This window comes from Arthrobacter pityocampae (assembly GCF_002927275.1).
In the GTDB taxonomy this organism is placed as follows: Bacteria; Actinomycetota; Actinomycetes; order Actinomycetales; family Micrococcaceae; genus Arthrobacter_D; species Arthrobacter_D pityocampae.
The window spans coordinates 108,155-124,650 of the sequence record NZ_PRKW01000001.1 but is presented as its reverse complement, the minus strand read 5'-3'; the positions used below and the strand labels follow the sequence as shown (position 1 = coordinate 124,650).

Genomic DNA, 16,496 nt, shown 5'->3' with positions numbered 1-16,496 from the left:
ACCAGGAGTCCCCATGAGCGTTGAGCGCACCCTTGTCCTCGTCAAGCCCGACGGCGTGTCCCGCGGCCTGACGGGCACCATCCTGTCCCGCGTCGAGGCGAAGGGCTACACCATCGCCGAACTGAAGCGCGTGCACGCCACCCGCGAGCTGCTCGAGGAGCACTACGCCGAGCACGTCGGCAAGCCCTTCTACGAGCCGCTCGTCGAGTTCATGCTCAGCGGCCCGATCGTCGCGGCCGTGTTCGAGGGCGAGCGCGTCATCGAGGGATTCCGCTCGGTCGCCGGCACCACGGACCCGACGACGGCGGCGCCCGGCACCATCCGCGGCGACTTCGGCCGCGACTGGGGCCTCAAGGTCCAGCAGAACCTCGTCCACGGCTCCGACTCCACCGAGTCCGCCGAGCGCGAGATCGGTATCTGGTTCGCCTGACACCATCGAACACTGTTGCCCCGGGTCATGTGCCTGGGGCAACTGTGTTGGTAGGTTAGGGGCATGATGACCTACCGCAGACTGGGCTCCTCCGGGCTCAGCGTCTCCACCATCGGACTCGGCTGCAACAACCTGGGCCGGGCCGGCACCCTCTCCGAGTCCCAGGAGGGCACCGACGCCGTCGTGCATGCGGCGATCGACGCCGGGATCACCCTGTTCGACGTCGCCGACATGTACGGCAGGGAGCCCGGCGTCAGCGAGGTGCAGCTCGGCAGGGCCCTCGGCAGCAGGCGCGACGACGTCGTCCTCGCGACGAAGTTCGGCCTCGACATGGCCGGCGCCAACGGACCCGACTGGGGGGCCCGCGGGTCCCGCCGCTACATCGTCCGGGCGGCCGAGGCCTCCCTCCGGCGCCTCGGCACCGACTGGATCGACCTGTACCAGTACCATGCGCCGGATCCGCAGACGCCCATCGAGGAGACCCTCGCGGCCCTCGACGACCTCGTCACGAGCGGCAAGGTGCGCTACCTGGGGCACTCCAACTTCGCCGGTTGGCAGATCGCCGAGGCCGAGTTCACGGCGCGCAGCGGCGGGTACACGCCCTTCATCTCCGCGCAGAACCCCTACAACCTGCTCGACCGCCGCGTGGAGCGCGAGGTGATCCACGCCGTCGAGGCCTACGGTCTGGGTGTCCTGCCGTACTTCCCCCTCGCCAACGGCCTGCTCACCGGCAAGTACCGGCGGGATGAGGTCCCTGCCGGCAGCAGGCTCACCCACTCCCGCAGGAACCTCCTCGAGACCGCCGACTGGGACCAGCTCGAGGCCTTCACCGCCTTCGCCGCGGAGCGGGATCTCACCGAGGTCCAGGTGGCTTTCTCCTGGCTCGCGGCGCAGCCGTCCGTCGGCTCCGTGATCGCCGGCGCCACGACGCCGGAGCAGGTGCGGCAGAACGCGACGGCGGCCGACTGGACTCCGTCGGACGGGGACCTCGCGGCACTGGACGCGATCTTCCCGCGTCCGGCGGCCTGAGGTGCGGGAAACCCGGCTGCGGCCGACGGATTGAGCGAGGGCGGTCTCGTTCCGCACGCCATGGGACGAATGCGCTATTCCACGGCCTTTTCGACGGCATGACGACCCCTTTTCACCCGTCTCGTCTCCAGGGTCCAGGGTCCAGCAGAAGAGGAAGATCTCGCACCACTCGACGATCAACACCATGCGCTCGGGGAAGAAGACCACCCCGAGGCCGACCACGTCGAGCGCGCCGATCGGCATCAGGCCGAAGATTGTCCTGTCGACGTGCCGAAGCCTGTGATCCGCGGGCTGCACAGAACGACCCGGGTCCGCTCGCGCTGCCTGGTCGGGCCATCCGTGGCTTCTCACCACCACCACCAGCAGCGCTGCGATCATGAGGCTCGCTGCGATGGCGTGCACGCGCAGGTGTAGCGGACCCACGGTGATCCCGGGCAGTGAAATCCGGTCTGCAGGGCCGGTCAGCCACAGCTGCCGGTAGGTCAGGACGGAGAAGCAGAGCGCGACCGCGGCCAGGCAGACAACGGTCCCCCTGCTCCATCCGCCTCGGTCGAGGAGGTCGAGGAGGTCGAGGGTGCGGCGGGACTGCTTGAACTCGTTCCTCACCCACCAGGCGCACAGCAGAGCAACGGCAGTCAGGGCGATCCGCAGGGACCAGCCGTACTGTTCGGCGGTGAACGCCGGTGCGGCGTTCTCCAGGGCCGCTGGCAGCTCTCCGCTGAGGGCCTCGCTGGTCGACAGTGCAGCCAGGGCCTCGTCGCGTTCGCGCAGGTCGCTCATGATGGTGCCGAGTCCCGCGGGTACCAGACCCACGAAGACGGCGAAGAAGCCGGCCGCGTTCAGGACGGAGTCTTCGAGTGCGAACCACCCACGGTAGGCGACCATGCAGGCTGCGGTCGCACCGACGACCCCGACGAAGACGTCCCGGACCGGGCCGCCGTACTAGGCGCTGATGGATCCCTCGACGCTTCCGGTCCGAAGCGCATGGGAGAACGTGACCGCGAACAGGGGAGCGGGAAGTCCGATCATCATCCACCGCAGCACCTCGTAGGTGATCCGCAGGTCCTCGTCGTCGTGCCGGGATACGACCGCGACCGATGTCGCCCCGACGGAAGGACCCTCGTCCTGTGGTGGGTGCACCATGCACGCATCCTGCTCCGGTCACCCAAAGGCGTCAAGACGTCCCGCCCCTTCGTCGGGGCGCTGAACCACCCGGCTCAACGGTGGAGCCGTGGGGCTGCGGGTTGCACGTGGGTCCGCGTTTTGGCTAGAGGCGATGGGGGTGCGTTTGTTTTCCGCCATCAGAGGGGTGAGTGGCAGAGGATGGAAGTGCGATTCCCGGGGGAGAAGCGGCCGCGGAGAGCGGACCGCGGAGTGGCTCACTCGAGGGAGCTTTCTGATGAGCGCATCGGTAACCGACGCAGTACCCCGCCCGGTCCGGCGGGTGCAGGTGTTCGTGGTGGATGGCGATGAAGTCGTGCGGCGGGGGCTGCGGGACCTGCTCGAGTACGAGGGCTGTGAAGTGGTGGGCGGAAGTGGCTCCGCGGCGGAAGCGACCCGGGACATCGCGCACCTGCGACCCGACGTCGTCCTGCTGGACGGTTTCCTGTCGGATGGGACGGATGTCGAGGTCTGTCGTACGGTCCGCTCCATCGACCCCGGTATCCGGTGTCTTCTACTGACGAGCCTGGGGGACGAGAACGCCCTGCGCCGGGCGGTGCTGGCCGGCGCGTCGGGCTACCTGTTGAAGGAGGCCGGCACCGACCGCCTGGCCAGTAAGGTCCGGCGCGCGGCCGCGGGCGAGACGCTCCTGGCTTCGAGCAGGATCGAGCGAGCCCGTGCACAACTCTCGCAGGCGGTGTCCCATCAACGGCTTGCGTTGTTCACGCGGCTCGAGAAGAGGGCCGCTTCGCTCATCGTCGAGGGACTGTCGAACCGTGAGATCGGCGCGGATCTGGCCCTGCCCGACACGGTCGTCACCGGTGTGGTGTCCTCGGTGCTGGCTACGCTCGACACCCGGACCAATTCCTCCGGGTCCCTGGGTCCTCCGTGTGGTGGATCCGGTACGGGGCCGTGCTTCCCGGTGGGCGCTTCACGCTGTGGCCTCTGTGGCGGGCCGCTCGGTGGTCGGTGCCGTCCAGCGGATGCGGGTGCCGTGCCCGGGCGTGCTGTCGATGGTGCAGGTTCCGCCTACGGCGGCGGCACGATGGTGCAGATTGGAGAGCCCGCTGATGCGTTCAGGACGGTCGAACCCGCGCCCGTCGTCGACGATCAGGACCTCGACCGTCCCGTCCAGGGCGCTGACGCCGATGCTCAGCGTATCGGCGCCTGAGTGGCGGGCCGTGTTGCTGACCCCTTCGGCCAGGACGGCCAGCAGGTGATCGGCGACCTCCGCGGGCACGACGCGATCGACCGGCCCGGTGAACTGTAGGTCCAGGGCGATGCTCGTCCCCGCGGTCCCCTCCCTCACGGTGTGGGCAATCAGATCGGTGAGGGATCCGCCGTCGATCCGGCCGGACTGCAGCGAGTAGATGGTGTCCCGCAGCTCACGGATGGTCTCGTCCAGCTCCATGGTCATGGTGGTGATTCTCTGCTGTGCTTCCGTGACGCCGATGAACCGCCGGAGCGTCTGCAGGCCCAGGCCCATGGCGAACAGGCGCTGGATGACACGATCGTGCAGATCGCGGGCGATCCGCTCCCGATCGACGGAGAGGGCGAGTTCCTCCTGTCGGCGATTGGCCCTCGACAGGTCGAGGGCCAATCCCGCCTGAGTGCCGAAGACGGTCGCCGACTCCAGTTCGGCCTCGGAGAAAGGATCAGCGCCCTCCGGGCGCGCCATGATCAGGATCCCGTTGGGCGTTGCCTTGTACCCGAGCGCGACGATCATGACAGGCCCGATTTTCGCGGCAGTGTCCGCATCGAACACGGCCGCTGACGTCCGGGCCCGGAACCCCTGCCCCGTCTGCAGGACGGCCGTCATGACGGGGCCCGGCACTCTCTGTCCCGCGGGGACGGCCAGCGCGCCGGCCGATGTCGTACACCGCAGGATTCCGTCCGGACCGGGGGACGCCCCTACGACCAGGGCCGCAGCGGACACGGTCAGGGCCTGTTCGGCGATGAGTTCCAGGCCGCCTGCCTGCGGAAAGGGTGCGGTGATGAGGTGTTCGTTGACGCTCATGCCGGCTTCGAGCCACCGTTGGCGCCGTGTCTTGTCCTCGAAGAGGCGCGCGTTCTGGATCGCCAGGCCGGCGGCTGCGGCCAGAGCGACGGCCAGGTCCTCGTCCTCGTCCGTGAAGTCCTGCCCGCCGACCTTCTCCGTCAGGTACAGGTTCCCGAAGACTTTCTCCCGTACCCGAATGGGAACACCCAAAAAGGAGGACATCGCTGGGTGGCCTTCAGGGAATCCTGCGGAGGCCATGTGCTGCCCCAGATCGTGAAGCCGCAGCGGTCTCGGCTCGCGGATCAGCAGCCCCAATACGCCCTGCCCGGTCGGGAGATCCCCGATACGCCGAACCCCCTCCTCCTCGATCCCGACGGTGATGAAATGGTTCAGCTGACCGTCCTCACCGATCACCCCAAGCGCACCATAGCGGGCATCGAGGAGATCGCATGCCGAGTGCACCACCCGGTCGAGGACCGCCTCCAGACTGAGATCCTCGGCGAGCGAGACCACCGCCTCCAGCAGACCTTCGAGATGCTCCTGGATGACCAGCAGATCCTCGGCCCGGTCCATGAAATCCCGGAACAGGTCCTGGGTGCGACGACGCAACGGCTCACGCCACACGGGGACTCTCCCGTTCCGCGAAGCGAGCCCCGAGACGATCGATCAAGGGGTTGCGGCCGGAGAGGCGGCCAGCCTTGCCCGGGTCGGAGGGGGCGTCAAGAATGGTCAGGAGGATGATCACATCGACATCCCTTGGGTAGGTGAGGGCAACCGCTGCTCGACCACGGTCACAAAGTACCAAAGCCGGTGGTCGATAGCGAGGGATGCCGGCACCAGGAACGACAGACGTTTCGCGCCAGGTGGGAGGCTCCGGCGGGAGCCATTGGGCGGAAGGCTGTGTGGCGGGCAGCGACGCTCACAGCGCATCGCGTCGACCAGCGAGGAAGCAGGATTCGTCGACATGAATCAGCTCGCTACCGGTGTGGGCCGTGCGTGGAGTCCTTCCGCACCGGCGGGCGCATCACGATCAGTGCTATCGAGGCCGTTCACGACACGTGGGCGGTGTTCCGGGAGGCCATCATGACGCAGGGATTCTGGTCCAGGCACGCCCTTCCGATGGAACTGCCCCCATGGCGTCGTCGAACTCCGTCTCCTGATCCCGGTCAGCGCGACAGAGTGATTTCCCGGGCGATCAATCGTGCCGCGACCTCCCGAACCGACTGGTTCTCGGCGAAGGCGCGCGCACGGATGAGCAGGAGCGCGTCCTCGGCACTGACCTTCGCCTGTTCGATCACCATTCCGGTGGCTTGAGGGATATCACGTCGCGAGTAGGGGTTGTCCGAGGAGGACGGGTCGTCGTCCTCCGCGGGCAGGCGGTCCATGGCTCGCTGCAGGACGAGCAGCGCGGCGGTGTCGGCCAGCGTCTGGGCCCGGGTGACATGAGCCGACGTGAACGATTCAGGGGTCTGCCTGTAGAGATCGACGGCGCCGATGCGCAGGGTGCCGACGATCAGGGGAAACGCGAAGACCGACTGCAGTCCGTATTCGGAGATCGCGGTGTGCAGGACCGGCCACGCAGCATGCTCGGTGTGCTGGACGTCGTGGACCAGCACCGGCACCCCGGAGCGCAGTGCCGTCCAGCACGGGCCCTCGCCGAGATCGATCTGGAGTTCGTCGAGACGTGCCGCAACGCCGTCACTCGCGCACACGGTCTCGGTTTCGAAGGGACTCTTGAGGGTCGAAATCGCGACGGATGACACCGGAAGGGCGCGCAGGAACGGATCGCAGAACGTAGGATTTTGCGCGCTCATATGCCCCCCCCAGACGGCCCTACTCGCCTCATTCGACGCGGTCCGATTTACCGTGCGGTTCGGACAGCCCGTCTGCTCATTACTAAGTGCACGAACGATCTTCTCCTACCGGGATCGTCGTCGCAACCATGGCGTTCGTCGAGTCCGCGCACCGCACGCCGCGGACACCTGGCGCCGGCGCAGAAATCAGCGTCGCAAGGGGTCGGCGGGACGTTCTGTGAACGGCCCGTGGTGGCTGATCCGAAGCATCCGGCGGTGCTGATCGCCTTACGCGCGGGCAATATCGGCGACCGTCGGCGTCCCGGGTGGGAGGTGATCAGCATGCTCGGGCTTGCGCGTCGACACCCCTTCGGCTCTCAGCGATCGGGCATCCTGTCCCGCAGGGAGTCTCCTCAAAGTGCTCTTGAGTGTTGAAGAACGCGTCGAAGCGGTGCGATGCACAATTCCCGGTACTTCGCAGCGGCAACTAATGATTGATTCCTCAACTGCTTCGTCATTGACTGGGAGGAGTCCTTGAGTCGAGCAGCCGGCACCTGGGGCGGCAGGAGTGCAGGGCTCACCGCCTTGCACTCCTGGTCAGGCACACGCCGGTGGCACCCCGTGCCCTCCATGCAGCCGGGCGGTGCGCCAGATCGACCCGCAAAGCGGGTCCTGCTTACGGCCGTCCAGGAGGCAGAGCTCGGTCCGGGATATCCGTGGCTGGTTTGGAAGCCCATTCATTGGACCCGACTCATCACGGTCGGCCGGGGCTTGCATCAGTGGCGGGGCGATGACTCGACCCGAGCGTAGCTGCGGGGGTGTCCTGACCCGAGAAGAGCTTTCGTCTGGGGTTCTCCACTTTCTCCGCCTCCGCGAAGACTGCCATGTCTCGTACGTTCTTCTGAACGGTGATTGCTCCGAAAAGAGACATCAGCATGGCCAGACCGTAGAAGCCCTTTTCGGACAAAAGCATGTCGGCGTTCCAAAGACCGATCACCAGTAACGAGATCGACGCGACGACGGAGAACCATGCCACGCCGTAGTAGATATTCGTGACCGGGATATTTTCAGCTCGGTCCCGAATCGTCTTCTGGATCGAGATCACCGCGAACAGTCCGAAGAGCAGGAGCGTGAAGTAGTACCCCTTCTCATTGAGTTGCATGCTTGTTGCGTTCCACAGTCCGACGAGATAGGACGAAACTCCGATGGTCACCGCACACCAGCTGGCGCCGATGAAAGCTCCAGTGGGCTTCTGCGGGATAGGTCTGGATTCGGCCATGTAGCTCTCCTGTGATTCGATACGGCCCATTGCTTGTGTTCAGTGGGTGTTTTCGGTGGTCGGAATCAATGAATATCAATTTCGATCCGTTCGACCACACTAGGCGAACGAAGGGGGTCCCGATCACCTCGACACGATGACTGACAATGTCAGCTTCTGGCGCGGATCAATTTATTGCCGCCGGCTTCATCGCCCCTATCCTCCCGAGGTCCGATCCGCTAGGTCGGGATCAGGTTGATCCGGCTTCCGATCACTCTTCCGATGGCGGAAGTCCCACTCCCGGTGACGGGTTCGAGTGACCTCAGAATGTCGGTGGTGGTTGGGAGAATTCAGTATGGACAGCAGCCGAAACGCTCCTCCCGAGGCCACCGATCCTGGTGGCGCTGTTGGTGCTGTCCCGTCCGGTTTCGTACGGGTCGGTTCGGTGCGGGATCTCATCGATGCCATGGCTTCCCTTCCCCTGGGTGCAACTGGTCCGGAGCTGATCGACGAGGTGCGGGCCTTGGAGGAGCTGAAGTCCGCGATCGCCGGTCGGCAGGCCCGGGCTGCCGTGGTCTTCGATCTGGTCCAGCGTCAGTCGCAGGCCGCCGAAGGTGTCCCGGTGGCGGAGCAGGGGCGTGGGGTGGGCGCGCAGCTCGCCCTGGCCCGGCGGGAGTCGCCGGCCCGGGGCGGCCGGCTGCTGGGCCTGGCGCGGGCGTTGGTGACGGAGATGCCGCACACCCTCGCAGCCCTGGAGTCGGGCAGGCTGAATGAGTGGCGGGCGACCCTCCTGGTCCGGGAGACCGCGTGCCTGTCGGCTGCGGACCGGTGCGCGGTCGACGAGGAACTCAGCCCCGATACGGGCGCGTTCGACGGCGCCGGCGACCGACAGCTGGTGGCCGCGGCGCGGGCGGCGGCGTACCGGCGGGACCCCCGCAGCGTCACCCAGCGTGCCGGCCACGCCGCCAGGGACCGGCATGTGAGTCTGCGTCCGGCCCCGGACACCATGACGTATCTGACCGCCCTGCTGCCGGTTGCCCAAGGGGTGGCGGTGCATGCGGAGCTGACCCGGCACGCCGACGCCTGCCGGGCCACCGGGGATGCCCGGAGCAGGGGCCAGCTGATGGCAAATGCCCTGGTGGAGCGGACCACGGGCACCCCGGGCGGGTTCTCCCGCGTCGAGGTGCAGCTGATCATGACGGATAGGACCCTGCTGCAGGGTGACAGCGAACCGGCGCGGCTGCCCGGGTATGGGATCGTCCCCGCCGGCTGGGCCCGGGACCTCCTCACGACCAAGGACGTCGGGCAACCTATCGGGTCGAGCGCAAGTCAGCCCGAGAGTCAGTCCCTCAGCCGGTCCTCCGGTCGAGCCGACGGGCGACCGACAGATCCGGGGCGGGGGTTTGAGGTGTGGCTCCGGCGGCTCTACACCGCCCCCGGAACCGGGGAACTGATCGGCGTCGACTCCCGGTCCCGCCTCTTCACTATTGGGCAGCGCCGCTTCATCCAGGCCCGCGATGATCTGTGCCGGACCCCGTACTGTGATGCGCCGATCCGGCACTACGACCACATCATCCCCTGGCACACCAACGGACCCACCACCCTGGCCAACGGGGCCGGGCTGTGCGAGGCGTGCAACCACACCAAGGAACTCGACGGCTGGAGAGCACGACCACACGCGAAGCCCGGGGAACGGCATGGTCTGACGCTCAGCACCCCGACCGGGCATACCTACCACTCCACCGCGCCACCCCTGCCCGGCAGCAGACCCAGCGGGAGGGACCGTGAGCAGGAGGCCGGGACGCAATACCGTTCCTCGGCGCCGCCCCCATCGCCGGGCCACGCACCCGATGGTCGCAGCGCTCAGGGATATCCCTACGTACAACGGAGCCTGCGGGTCGACTTCGTGTACGCGTAAGGCTCCCTGACGGTCCTCGAGACTCACCGACACCCGGCCCACCGCTCCAACCACAGTCAGCCTGCCGACCCACGCAGGGCTCAGGGGATGAGCAGCACCTCGTCCGTCATGCGTCGCATCATCAGCCGGTATCGCGCACCACGGTGGGCCGGACCCGGACGGGACGAGCTCCCGCCGCCTGGCCGGACGGCACTTTCATCACCATCGAACGTGAAGAGGACCAGTTCCTGCCGCAAGCCCTGCACGAGGAAGAGACCCCCGACCGGATGGTCAGGGGCCCCTCGCTATGCTGCGGCAGACGCCGCGTCAGCCCTGGTGGAACCGCTTGCCGTTGACCCGCTCGGACGCACCGACGCGGTCGAGGTAGGGAGTGATGCCGCCCAGGTGCATCGGCCAGCCGGCACCCATGATCATGCAGAGGTCGATGTCCTCCGGCGCTGCGACGACGCCCTCGTCGAGCATGCGCCCGATCTCGTCCGCCAGGGCGTCCTGAGTGCGGCGCAGCACCTCGTCCGAGGAGGACGCGCTGTTGCCGCGCTCCATGAGTGCCAGGGTCTGCTCGGGGACGAGGAAGGAACCGTCCTCCTGCTTCTCCCAGAGGCCCTTCACGCCGGCATCGATCAGTCTCTGCTGGTTCGCCGAGACGTGGAAGCGGTCACCGAAAGCCGTGTGCAGCGATTCCTGCACGTGCTGTCCGACGGGCAGGCCCACCAGGGCCAGGAGCCGGAAGGGCGTCATGGGCAGGCCCATGGGCCGCAGGGCGTTGTCCGCGGTCTCGGCGTCCGTCCCCTCGTCGAAGACGGCGGTGATCTCGCCGAACATGCGACCGAGGATGCGGTTGACGACGAATGCCGGGGCGTCCTGCACGAGGACCGCGTTCTTCTTCAGGCCCTTTGCGAGGACGAACGCGGTGGAGAGGACGGCGTCGTCGGTCTTCGGTGCGCGGACCACTTCGAGCAGCGGCATGGCCGCCACCGGGTTGAAGAAGTGGAACCCGACGACGCGCTCGGGGTGCACGAGATCCGCGGCCATCTCGGCAACGGACAGCGAAGACGTGTTGGTCGCGAGGATGCACTGGGGCGAGACGACGGCCTCGACTTCCGCGAAGACCTGCTTCTTGACTGACAGTTCCTCGAAGACCGCTTCGATGACGAAGTCGGCGTCGGCGAAGACGTCCTTCGACACGGACCCGGAGACGAGGGCCCGGGTGCGGTTCGCGGCGTCCTGGGACAGCCGCTTCCGTGAGAGCATCTTGTCGATCTCGGCGTGGACGTAGTCGACGCCCTTGTCCACCCGGGCCTGGTCGATGTCCGTCAGGACCACCGGCACCTTGAGCTGGCGGGCGAACAGCAGCGCGAGCTGGCTCGCCATGAGACCCGCCCCCACGACGCCGATCTTCGAGACCGGGCGGGCGAGCTTCCGGTCCGGGGCGCCCGCGGGGCGCTTGCCGCGCTTCTGCACCAGGTCGAGGAAGGCGTAGACCGTGGCGTGGAACTCGGGGGTCTGCATGAGCTCGGCGAGGGCCGTGCACTCGGCCGCCGCCGACTCCTTCTGCGTCAGGGTTAGGCCGGCCTCGAGCAGGTCGAGCACCCGCGACGGCGCCGGGGCGGCATTGCTGGTCTTCGCCTCGACGAAGGCACGTCCTGCGGCGACGGCGCCGGTCCACGCGGCGTCGTCGTACTGTGCGCGTTCGGCGCGGCGCTGCTCGACGGCGTCCGCCGCCTCGCCGCCCTTCAGGACTCGTGCGGCCCAGAGCAGGGACTGCTCGATGTAGTCGGCGGGGTCGAAGAGCGCGTCCGCGATGCCGAGCTCGAAGGCCGCCCGGCCGTTCAGGCTCCGGTTGTTGCTGAGCGGGTTCTCGATCATGACCTTGACCGCGTTGGCGGGGCCGACGAGGCGGGGGAGGCGGTACACGCCGCCCCAGCCCGGGACGAGGCCGATGAACGCCTCGGGCAGGCCGATGCCGTTGGCGCCCGAGGACACTGTGCGGTAGGTCGCCGCGAGGGCGATCTCGAGACCGCCGCCCAGGGCCACGCCGTTGATGAAGGCGAAGCTCGGCACGCCCAGATCGGCGAGGAGGTCGTACGCCTCGTGGCCGAGTTCTGCCATGAGGCGGCCGAGGTGCTCCGACCTGACGCTCTTGACCGTGCTGAGGTCCGCGCCGGCGACGAGGAAGTAGGGCTTGCCGGTGACGGCGACGGCGGAGATCTCGCCGCGCGCCGCGCGGTCCTTCAGGCCCTCGAGTGTGCGGCCGAATTCGATCAGCGTGTTGGGCCCGAGGGTGGTGGGCTTCGCATGGTCGAGGTCGTTGTCGAGGGTGATGAGTGCGAGCACTCCGGCACCCTCGGGGAGGGTGACGTCCTGGACGTAGGAGTGGGTGACGATCTCGGTGGGAACCAGCGCGGCCAGTTCGTCGTAGCGTTCGAAGCTCATGCTGCATCCTGTCCGTAGTGCTCGTGGTGGGGGTTCTCCCAGATGACGGTCGCGCCCATGCCGAGCCCGATGCACATGGTGGTCATGCCGTAGCGGACCGAGGGGTCCGCCTCGAACTGGCTGGCCAGCTGGTTCATCAATCGCACGCCGGAGGACGCCAGCGGGTGCCCGACGGCGATGGCGCCGCCGTAGCGGTTCACGCGCGGGTCCTCGTCGTCGATGCCGAAGTGGTCGAGGAAGCTCAGGACCTGGACGGCGAACGCCTCGTTGATCTCGAAGAGCCCGATGTCGCTGATGTCCAGCCCGGCCTGCCGCAGCGCCTTCTCCGTGGCGGGTACGGGGCCGATGCCCATGACCTCGGGCTCGACGCCGGCGAAGGCGTACGCCACCAGGCGCATGCGCACCGGGAGGCCCAGTTCGGCGGCGGCGTCGGCGGAGGCGAGGAGGGCCGCGGTGGCGCCGTCGTTCAGTCCGGCGGCGTTGCCCGCGGTCACGCGTCCGTGGGCACGGAACGGCGTGCGCAGCGCCGCGAGGTCCTTGACGGTGGTACCGGGACGCGGGGGTTCGTCGACGCTGTTGAGGGTCCAGCCGGCACCGGGCTTCTTCCCGGCGACCGGCACGAGGCCGGGCTGGATGTTCCCGTCCTCGTAGGCCGCAGCGAGCTTCTGCTGGCTGCGCGCGGCGTAGGCGTCCGTGCGGTCCTTCGTGATCGCAGGGAAACGGTCGTGGAGGTTCTCCGCGGTGTTGCCCATGTTCAGTGCCGCCGGGTCGACGATGCGCTCCGACATGAAGCGCGGGTTCGGATCCGTGCCTGCACCCATCGGGTGGTTGCCCATGTGCTCGACGCCGCCGGCGATGACGACGTCGTACGCACCGAACGCGATGCCGGACGCCGTGGTGGTCACGGCCGTCATGGCGCCGGCGCACATGCGGTCGATCGCGAACCCGGGGACGGTGCGGGGGAGGCCCGCCAGGAGGGCGGCCGTGCGGCCGATCGTGAGTCCCTGGTCGCCGGTCTGCGTGGTGGCCGCGATCGCGACGTCGTCGATGCGCTCGGGCGGCAGGGACGGATTACGGCGCAGCAGGTCGCGGATGCACTTCACCACGAGGTCGTCGGCGCGCATGCCGGCGTAGATGCCCTTGTCGCCCGCCTTGCCGAAGGGGGTCCGCACTCCGTCGACGAACACGACGTCGCGGACCGCTCGTGCTGCGCGCGACATTCCGCCCGTGGGCGTGGTCCCGGTTTCTAGGCTCACCTGGTACTCCTCTTTGAGATGTTGATCCGCGAACATGTTACTGGTCGGTAACATAGCGTGCAAGCGGCCGCCCAGAGTCGTCAGTCGGCGGCAGTATCCTGTCGGCCCTTGGCGGGTAGCGGGTCCGGGTCGAGGAACGCGACCGTGATGATCGCGGCGACCTGCTCGATCTGCCACGGCCGCGCGCCGAGGTCGGCCAGGGCCGCCGCGACCGACTCGGGCGTGATCTCGGCTGGCGGGCGCCAGGCGATACGGCGCAGGTAGTCCGGCGTGAGCAGGTTCTCCACCGGCATCCCGAGCTTCTCGGCGCGCTGCGTCACGCGAGGCCGCGCCGTCTGCAGGCGGGCCGCAGCCTCCGGGTCCTTCTCCGCCCAGACGCGCGGCGGGGGAGGAGCGTTGGAGGAGACGTGCAGGGGTGGAAGGTCGGTCAGCTTGCCCGCCTCGGCGATGCAGCGGATCCAGCGGGGTGCCTCCTTCTGCGCCGCCCGGCCGTGGAACCCCTTGGTCGCCAGCAGCTGCGGGACGGTGGACGGCATGGCCCTGGCCGCGGCGATGATCGCGGAGTCGGGGATCAGCCGGCCGGGGGCGACGTCGCGGCGCTGCGCGAGATCCTCCCGTTCGAGCCACATCTGCCGCACGGCGGCGAGCTGCCGGCGGTCGCGGAGCTGGTGCAGTCCGGAGGTGCGGCGCCACGGATCGATCCGCGGCTCGGCGGGGGGAGTCCGGCGGATGTGCTCGAACTCCTCCTCGGCGATCCCGAGCTTCCCGTTCTCGTCGAGCAGCGCGGCCAGCTTGTCGCGGAGTTCCGTGAGGACCTCGACGTCGAGGGCCGCGTAGCGGAGCCAGGGTTCGGGCAGTGGTCGCTGTGACCAGTCCGCCGCGGAGTGCTCCTTGGCGAGGCTGAGCCCGAGCAGCGACTCGATGACGGCGGCGAGGCCCACGCGGGGGAGTCCGGCCAGCCGCGCGGCGAGCTCGGTGTCGAAGAGGCGGTCCGGCCACATGCCGAGCTCCGAGAGGCAGGGCAGGTCCTGGCTGGCGGCGTGGAGGATCCACTCGACGCCGTCGAGGGCGTCGTCGATGATGCGGAGGTCCTCGAAGGGCTCGGGATCGATGAGCCAGGTCCCCGCTCCCTCGCGGCGGATCTGCACGAGGAAGGCGCGCTGCCCGTACCGGAAGCCAGAGGCCCGCTCCGCGTCGACGCCCGCCGGTCCCGTTCCGGCCGCGAGGGCCGCCGCAGCGCGTACGAGTCCGGCCTGCGTGTCGATGACCAGGGGGACGCCGTCGCGCGGCTCGGTGAGGGGGAGGATTTCTGGTGTGCCGGTGTCGGCGGGATCGGACGCGGCGGCGCGGTCCGTCTGTTCGGAAGTGTGGGAACTCATGGTGTTTTCAGTCTATCCCGGAGCGTTCCGCGGCCCGACGGCCCCACCGGCGATCCCTGGTGCACGCCGCCTCAGGACCGGCGGTGCGGCAGGGAGGCGACGCCGACGGGTAGCGGCGGCAGGCCGGCGAAGGTGCACACCATGTCCGTCCAGGCCTCGAGGTGGCGCCGGACGTCGGAGGTGTCGGGCGTCCAGGAGGCGCGCAGTTCGATGTCGATGGTGTCCGGGCGGTCCTCGAGCGTGCCGTAGCTCTCGGACAGGATCCGCGTGGCGGTGCCGCCGGCACTGTGGTGGCGGGCTCCGTGGTTCCGTAGGGCCTCCACGAGCCAGGTCCAGGCCACCGACCCGAGGAGGGCATCGTTGCCCATGTCCGCCTCGAGCTGCGCACGGATGTACGTCACCACGCGGAACCGGCCGTTCCACACGTCGGAGCCTGCGGGGTCGTGGAGGAGGATGAAGCGGCCCGTCGCCAGTTCCTCGGGATCCGGGGCGACCGCGAGGTTCCGTGCCGGGCCGTGGACGGGCAGCAGCGGTGCGGGGGTGGCCTCGAAGACCTCGGCGCCGAGGGCGACGGCGAACGGGGCGAGACGCGAGGGCGCGGGCACCTCCTCGAGGCGGATCTCGCTGCGGCGTGCCGCCTTCCGCAGACCCGCGAGGGCGTCGAGGAACTCTGCTGGAAGCTGCGCCTCACCGCCGATTGCACTCACTCCCGCAGGTTATGCCCTGGGGACCGGCGCGCCGCGGCGGCGCGCCGGGGCCATCAGGCGGACGCTTCCCGGCGGATGGCGTCGACGAAGGCGTCGACGTCCTCCTCGGTGGTGTCGAAGGAGCACATCCAGCGGACCTCGCCCGTGGCCTGGTCCCAGTCGTAGAACCGGAAGCTCTCCCGGATGCGGTCCGCGGCCCCGGGGGGCAGGATCGCGAAGACCGCGTTGGCGGTGGTCTCCTGCGTCAGCGTGACGCCCGGGATTCCCCGGACTCCCTCCGTCAGGCGGGCCGCCATGGCGTTCGCCTGGGTCGCCGAGCGCAGCCAGAGGTCGCCGTCGAGCAGGGCGATGAGCTGGGCGGAGACGAAGCGCATCTTCGACGCGAGCTGCATGTTGAGCTTGCGGAGGTACTCCAGCCCCGTGGACGCCTCCTGGTCCAGCACGACGACGCACTCGCCGAACATCAGGCCGTTCTTGGTGCCGCCGAAGGACAGGATGTCCACGCCGGCGTCCCGCGTGAAGGCCCGGAGGGGCTGGCCGAGCGCCGCCGCCGCGTTGGCGAGCCGGGCGCCGTCCATGTGGAGGCGCATCCCACGGGCGTGGCAGTGGTCGGCGATGGCCTTGATCTCGGCGACCGTGTACAGCGTGCCGAGCTCCGTGGTCTGCGTGATGGAGACGGCCAGGGGCTGCGCACGGTGCTGGTCGCCCCAGCCCCACGCCTCGCGGTCGATCAGCTCGGGCGTCAGCTTGCCGTCCGGGGTGGGCACGGTCAGGAGCTTGATGCCGCCCACGCGCTCCGGCGCGGCGTTCTCGTCCACGTTGATGTGGGCGGTCTGCGGGCAGATCACAGCGCCCCACCGCGGCAGCATGGACTGCAGGGAGAGGACGTTCGCACCGGTGCCGTTGAAGACCGGGTAGATGGAGATCCCCTCGCCGAAGTGGTGCTCCATCACCTCCAGCAGTCGCGCCGTGTACTGGTCGTCGCCGTAGGCGACCTGGTGCCCCCCGTTGGCTGCGGCGACGGCCGCGAGGACCTCGGGGTGCACGCCCGAGTAGTTGTCGGAGGCGAAGCTGCGCTGGGTGCGGTCGTGGAGGACGGCGGGGGAGGCCGCGGGAGTCAGGGTGTCGGTCAC

Annotated in this window: 12 protein-coding genes and 1 pseudogene; 4 read left to right on the top strand and 9 right to left on the bottom strand. The window is 68.7% G+C overall.

Annotated features, from left to right (window positions below; genetic code table 11):
* Positions 1 to 13 precede the first annotated feature (13 nt).
* Both ndk and C4K88_RS00685 read left to right on the top strand, forming a co-directional pair.
* Complete coding sequence (ndk, locus tag C4K88_RS00690) at positions 14 to 430, top strand: nucleoside-diphosphate kinase (RefSeq protein WP_104119731.1); 417 nt, start codon at positions 14 to 16, stop codon at positions 428 to 430.
* A gap of 63 nt (positions 431 to 493) precedes the next feature.
* The gene (locus C4K88_RS00685) at positions 494 to 1,459 is read left to right on the top strand and encodes an aldo/keto reductase (RefSeq protein ID WP_104119730.1); all 966 of its coding nucleotides are present in this window, start codon (positions 494 to 496) and stop codon (positions 1,457 to 1,459) included.
* 942 nt (positions 1,460 to 2,401) lie between these two features.
* Here C4K88_RS00685 and C4K88_RS00680 read toward each other — a convergent pair.
* Positions 2,402 to 2,602: a hypothetical protein gene (locus C4K88_RS00680; RefSeq protein WP_104119729.1), complete on the bottom strand. Its 201-nt coding sequence runs from the start codon at positions 2,600 to 2,602 to the stop codon at positions 2,402 to 2,404.
* A gap of 133 nt (positions 2,603 to 2,735) precedes the next feature.
* Here C4K88_RS00680 and C4K88_RS17675 point away from each other — a divergent pair.
* A pseudogene (locus tag C4K88_RS17675) lies at positions 2,736 to 3,230 on the top strand (response regulator); the annotation flags it as partial.
* Between the two features lie 321 nt (positions 3,231 to 3,551).
* Here C4K88_RS17675 and C4K88_RS00670 read toward each other — a convergent pair.
* The 3 genes from C4K88_RS00670 to yiaA form a co-directional block, all read right to left on the bottom strand.
* On the bottom strand, positions 3,552 to 5,228 hold the full coding sequence (locus C4K88_RS00670; protein WP_306418589.1) for a sensor histidine kinase: 1,677 nt from the start codon (positions 5,226 to 5,228) through the stop codon (positions 3,552 to 3,554).
* Between the two features lie 557 nt (positions 5,229 to 5,785).
* The gene (locus C4K88_RS00665) at positions 5,786 to 6,433 is read right to left on the bottom strand and encodes a GAF and ANTAR domain-containing protein (RefSeq protein WP_104119727.1); all 648 of its coding nucleotides are present in this window, start codon (positions 6,431 to 6,433) and stop codon (positions 5,786 to 5,788) included.
* Between the two features lie 733 nt (positions 6,434 to 7,166).
* Entirely contained in the window at positions 7,167 to 7,691 is a 525-nt protein-coding gene (gene yiaA / locus C4K88_RS00660; protein ID WP_206604326.1) for an inner membrane protein YiaA, read from the bottom strand.
* 445 nt (positions 7,692 to 8,136) lie between these two features.
* Here yiaA and C4K88_RS00655 point away from each other — a divergent pair, with 445 nt between their 5' ends.
* Positions 8,137 to 9,588 (top strand): HNH endonuclease, encoded by a 1,452-nt coding sequence (locus C4K88_RS00655; protein ID WP_241521645.1) that lies wholly within the window; start codon positions 8,137 to 8,139, stop codon positions 9,586 to 9,588.
* Positions 9,589 to 9,894: 306 nt separating this feature from the next.
* Here the strand turns inward: C4K88_RS00655 and C4K88_RS00650 are convergent, their stop codons facing one another.
* The 5 genes from C4K88_RS00650 to C4K88_RS00630 all read right to left on the bottom strand — a co-directional run bounded on the left by C4K88_RS00650 (position 9,895) and on the right by C4K88_RS00630 (position 16,496).
* Positions 9,895 to 12,021 (bottom strand): 3-hydroxyacyl-CoA dehydrogenase NAD-binding domain-containing protein, encoded by a 2,127-nt coding sequence (locus C4K88_RS00650; RefSeq protein WP_104119724.1) that lies wholly within the window; start codon positions 12,019 to 12,021, stop codon positions 9,895 to 9,897.
* Positions 12,018 to 13,241: a thiolase family protein gene (locus tag C4K88_RS00645; protein ID WP_104119723.1), complete on the bottom strand. Its 1,224-nt coding sequence runs from the start codon at positions 13,239 to 13,241 to the stop codon at positions 12,018 to 12,020. Before C4K88_RS00645 ends, C4K88_RS00650 begins: the two co-directional genes overlap by 4 nt.
* A gap of 116 nt (positions 13,242 to 13,357) precedes the next feature.
* Positions 13,358 to 14,656, bottom strand: a complete 1,299-nt coding sequence (locus C4K88_RS00640) for an HRDC domain-containing protein (protein WP_104119722.1) — start codon at positions 14,654 to 14,656, stop codon at positions 13,358 to 13,360.
* Between the two features lie 71 nt (positions 14,657 to 14,727).
* Entirely contained in the window at positions 14,728 to 15,354 is a 627-nt protein-coding gene (locus C4K88_RS00635) for a DUF3000 domain-containing protein (protein WP_104120269.1), read from the bottom strand.
* Positions 15,355 to 15,416: 62 nt separating this feature from the next.
* Complete coding sequence (locus C4K88_RS00630; RefSeq protein ID WP_104119721.1) at positions 15,417 to 16,496, bottom strand: threonine aldolase family protein; 1,080 nt, start codon at positions 16,494 to 16,496, stop codon at positions 15,417 to 15,419.

Bases quoted from the DNA above. Each gene is read 5' to 3' on its own strand.
- ndk (WP_104119731.1), top strand. From the start codon at position 14: ATGAGCGTTGAGCGCACCCTTGTCCTCGTCAAGCCCGACGGCGTGTCC.
- C4K88_RS00685 (WP_104119730.1), top strand. From the start codon at position 494: ATGATGACCTACCGCAGACTGGGCTCCTCCGGGCTCAGCGTCTCCACC.
- C4K88_RS00680 (WP_104119729.1), bottom strand. From the start codon at position 2,602: ATGGTGCACCCACCACAGGACGAGGGTCCTTCCGTCGGGGCGACATCG.
- C4K88_RS00665 (WP_104119727.1), bottom strand. From the start codon at position 6,433: ATGAGCGCGCAAAATCCTACGTTCTGCGATCCGTTCCTGCGCGCCCTT.
- yiaA (WP_206604326.1), bottom strand. From the start codon at position 7,691: ATGGCCGAATCCAGACCTATCCCGCAGAAGCCCACTGGAGCTTTCATC.
- C4K88_RS00655 (WP_241521645.1), top strand. From the start codon at position 8,137: ATGGCTTCCCTTCCCCTGGGTGCAACTGGTCCGGAGCTGATCGACGAG.
- C4K88_RS00650 (WP_104119724.1), bottom strand. From the start codon at position 12,021: ATGAGCTTCGAACGCTACGACGAACTGGCCGCGCTGGTTCCCACCGAG.
- C4K88_RS00645 (WP_104119723.1), bottom strand. From the start codon at position 13,241: ATGTCGCGCGCAGCACGAGCGGTCCGCGACGTCGTGTTCGTCGACGGA.
- C4K88_RS00640 (WP_104119722.1), bottom strand. From the start codon at position 14,656: ATGAGTTCCCACACTTCCGAACAGACGGACCGCGCCGCCGCGTCCGAT.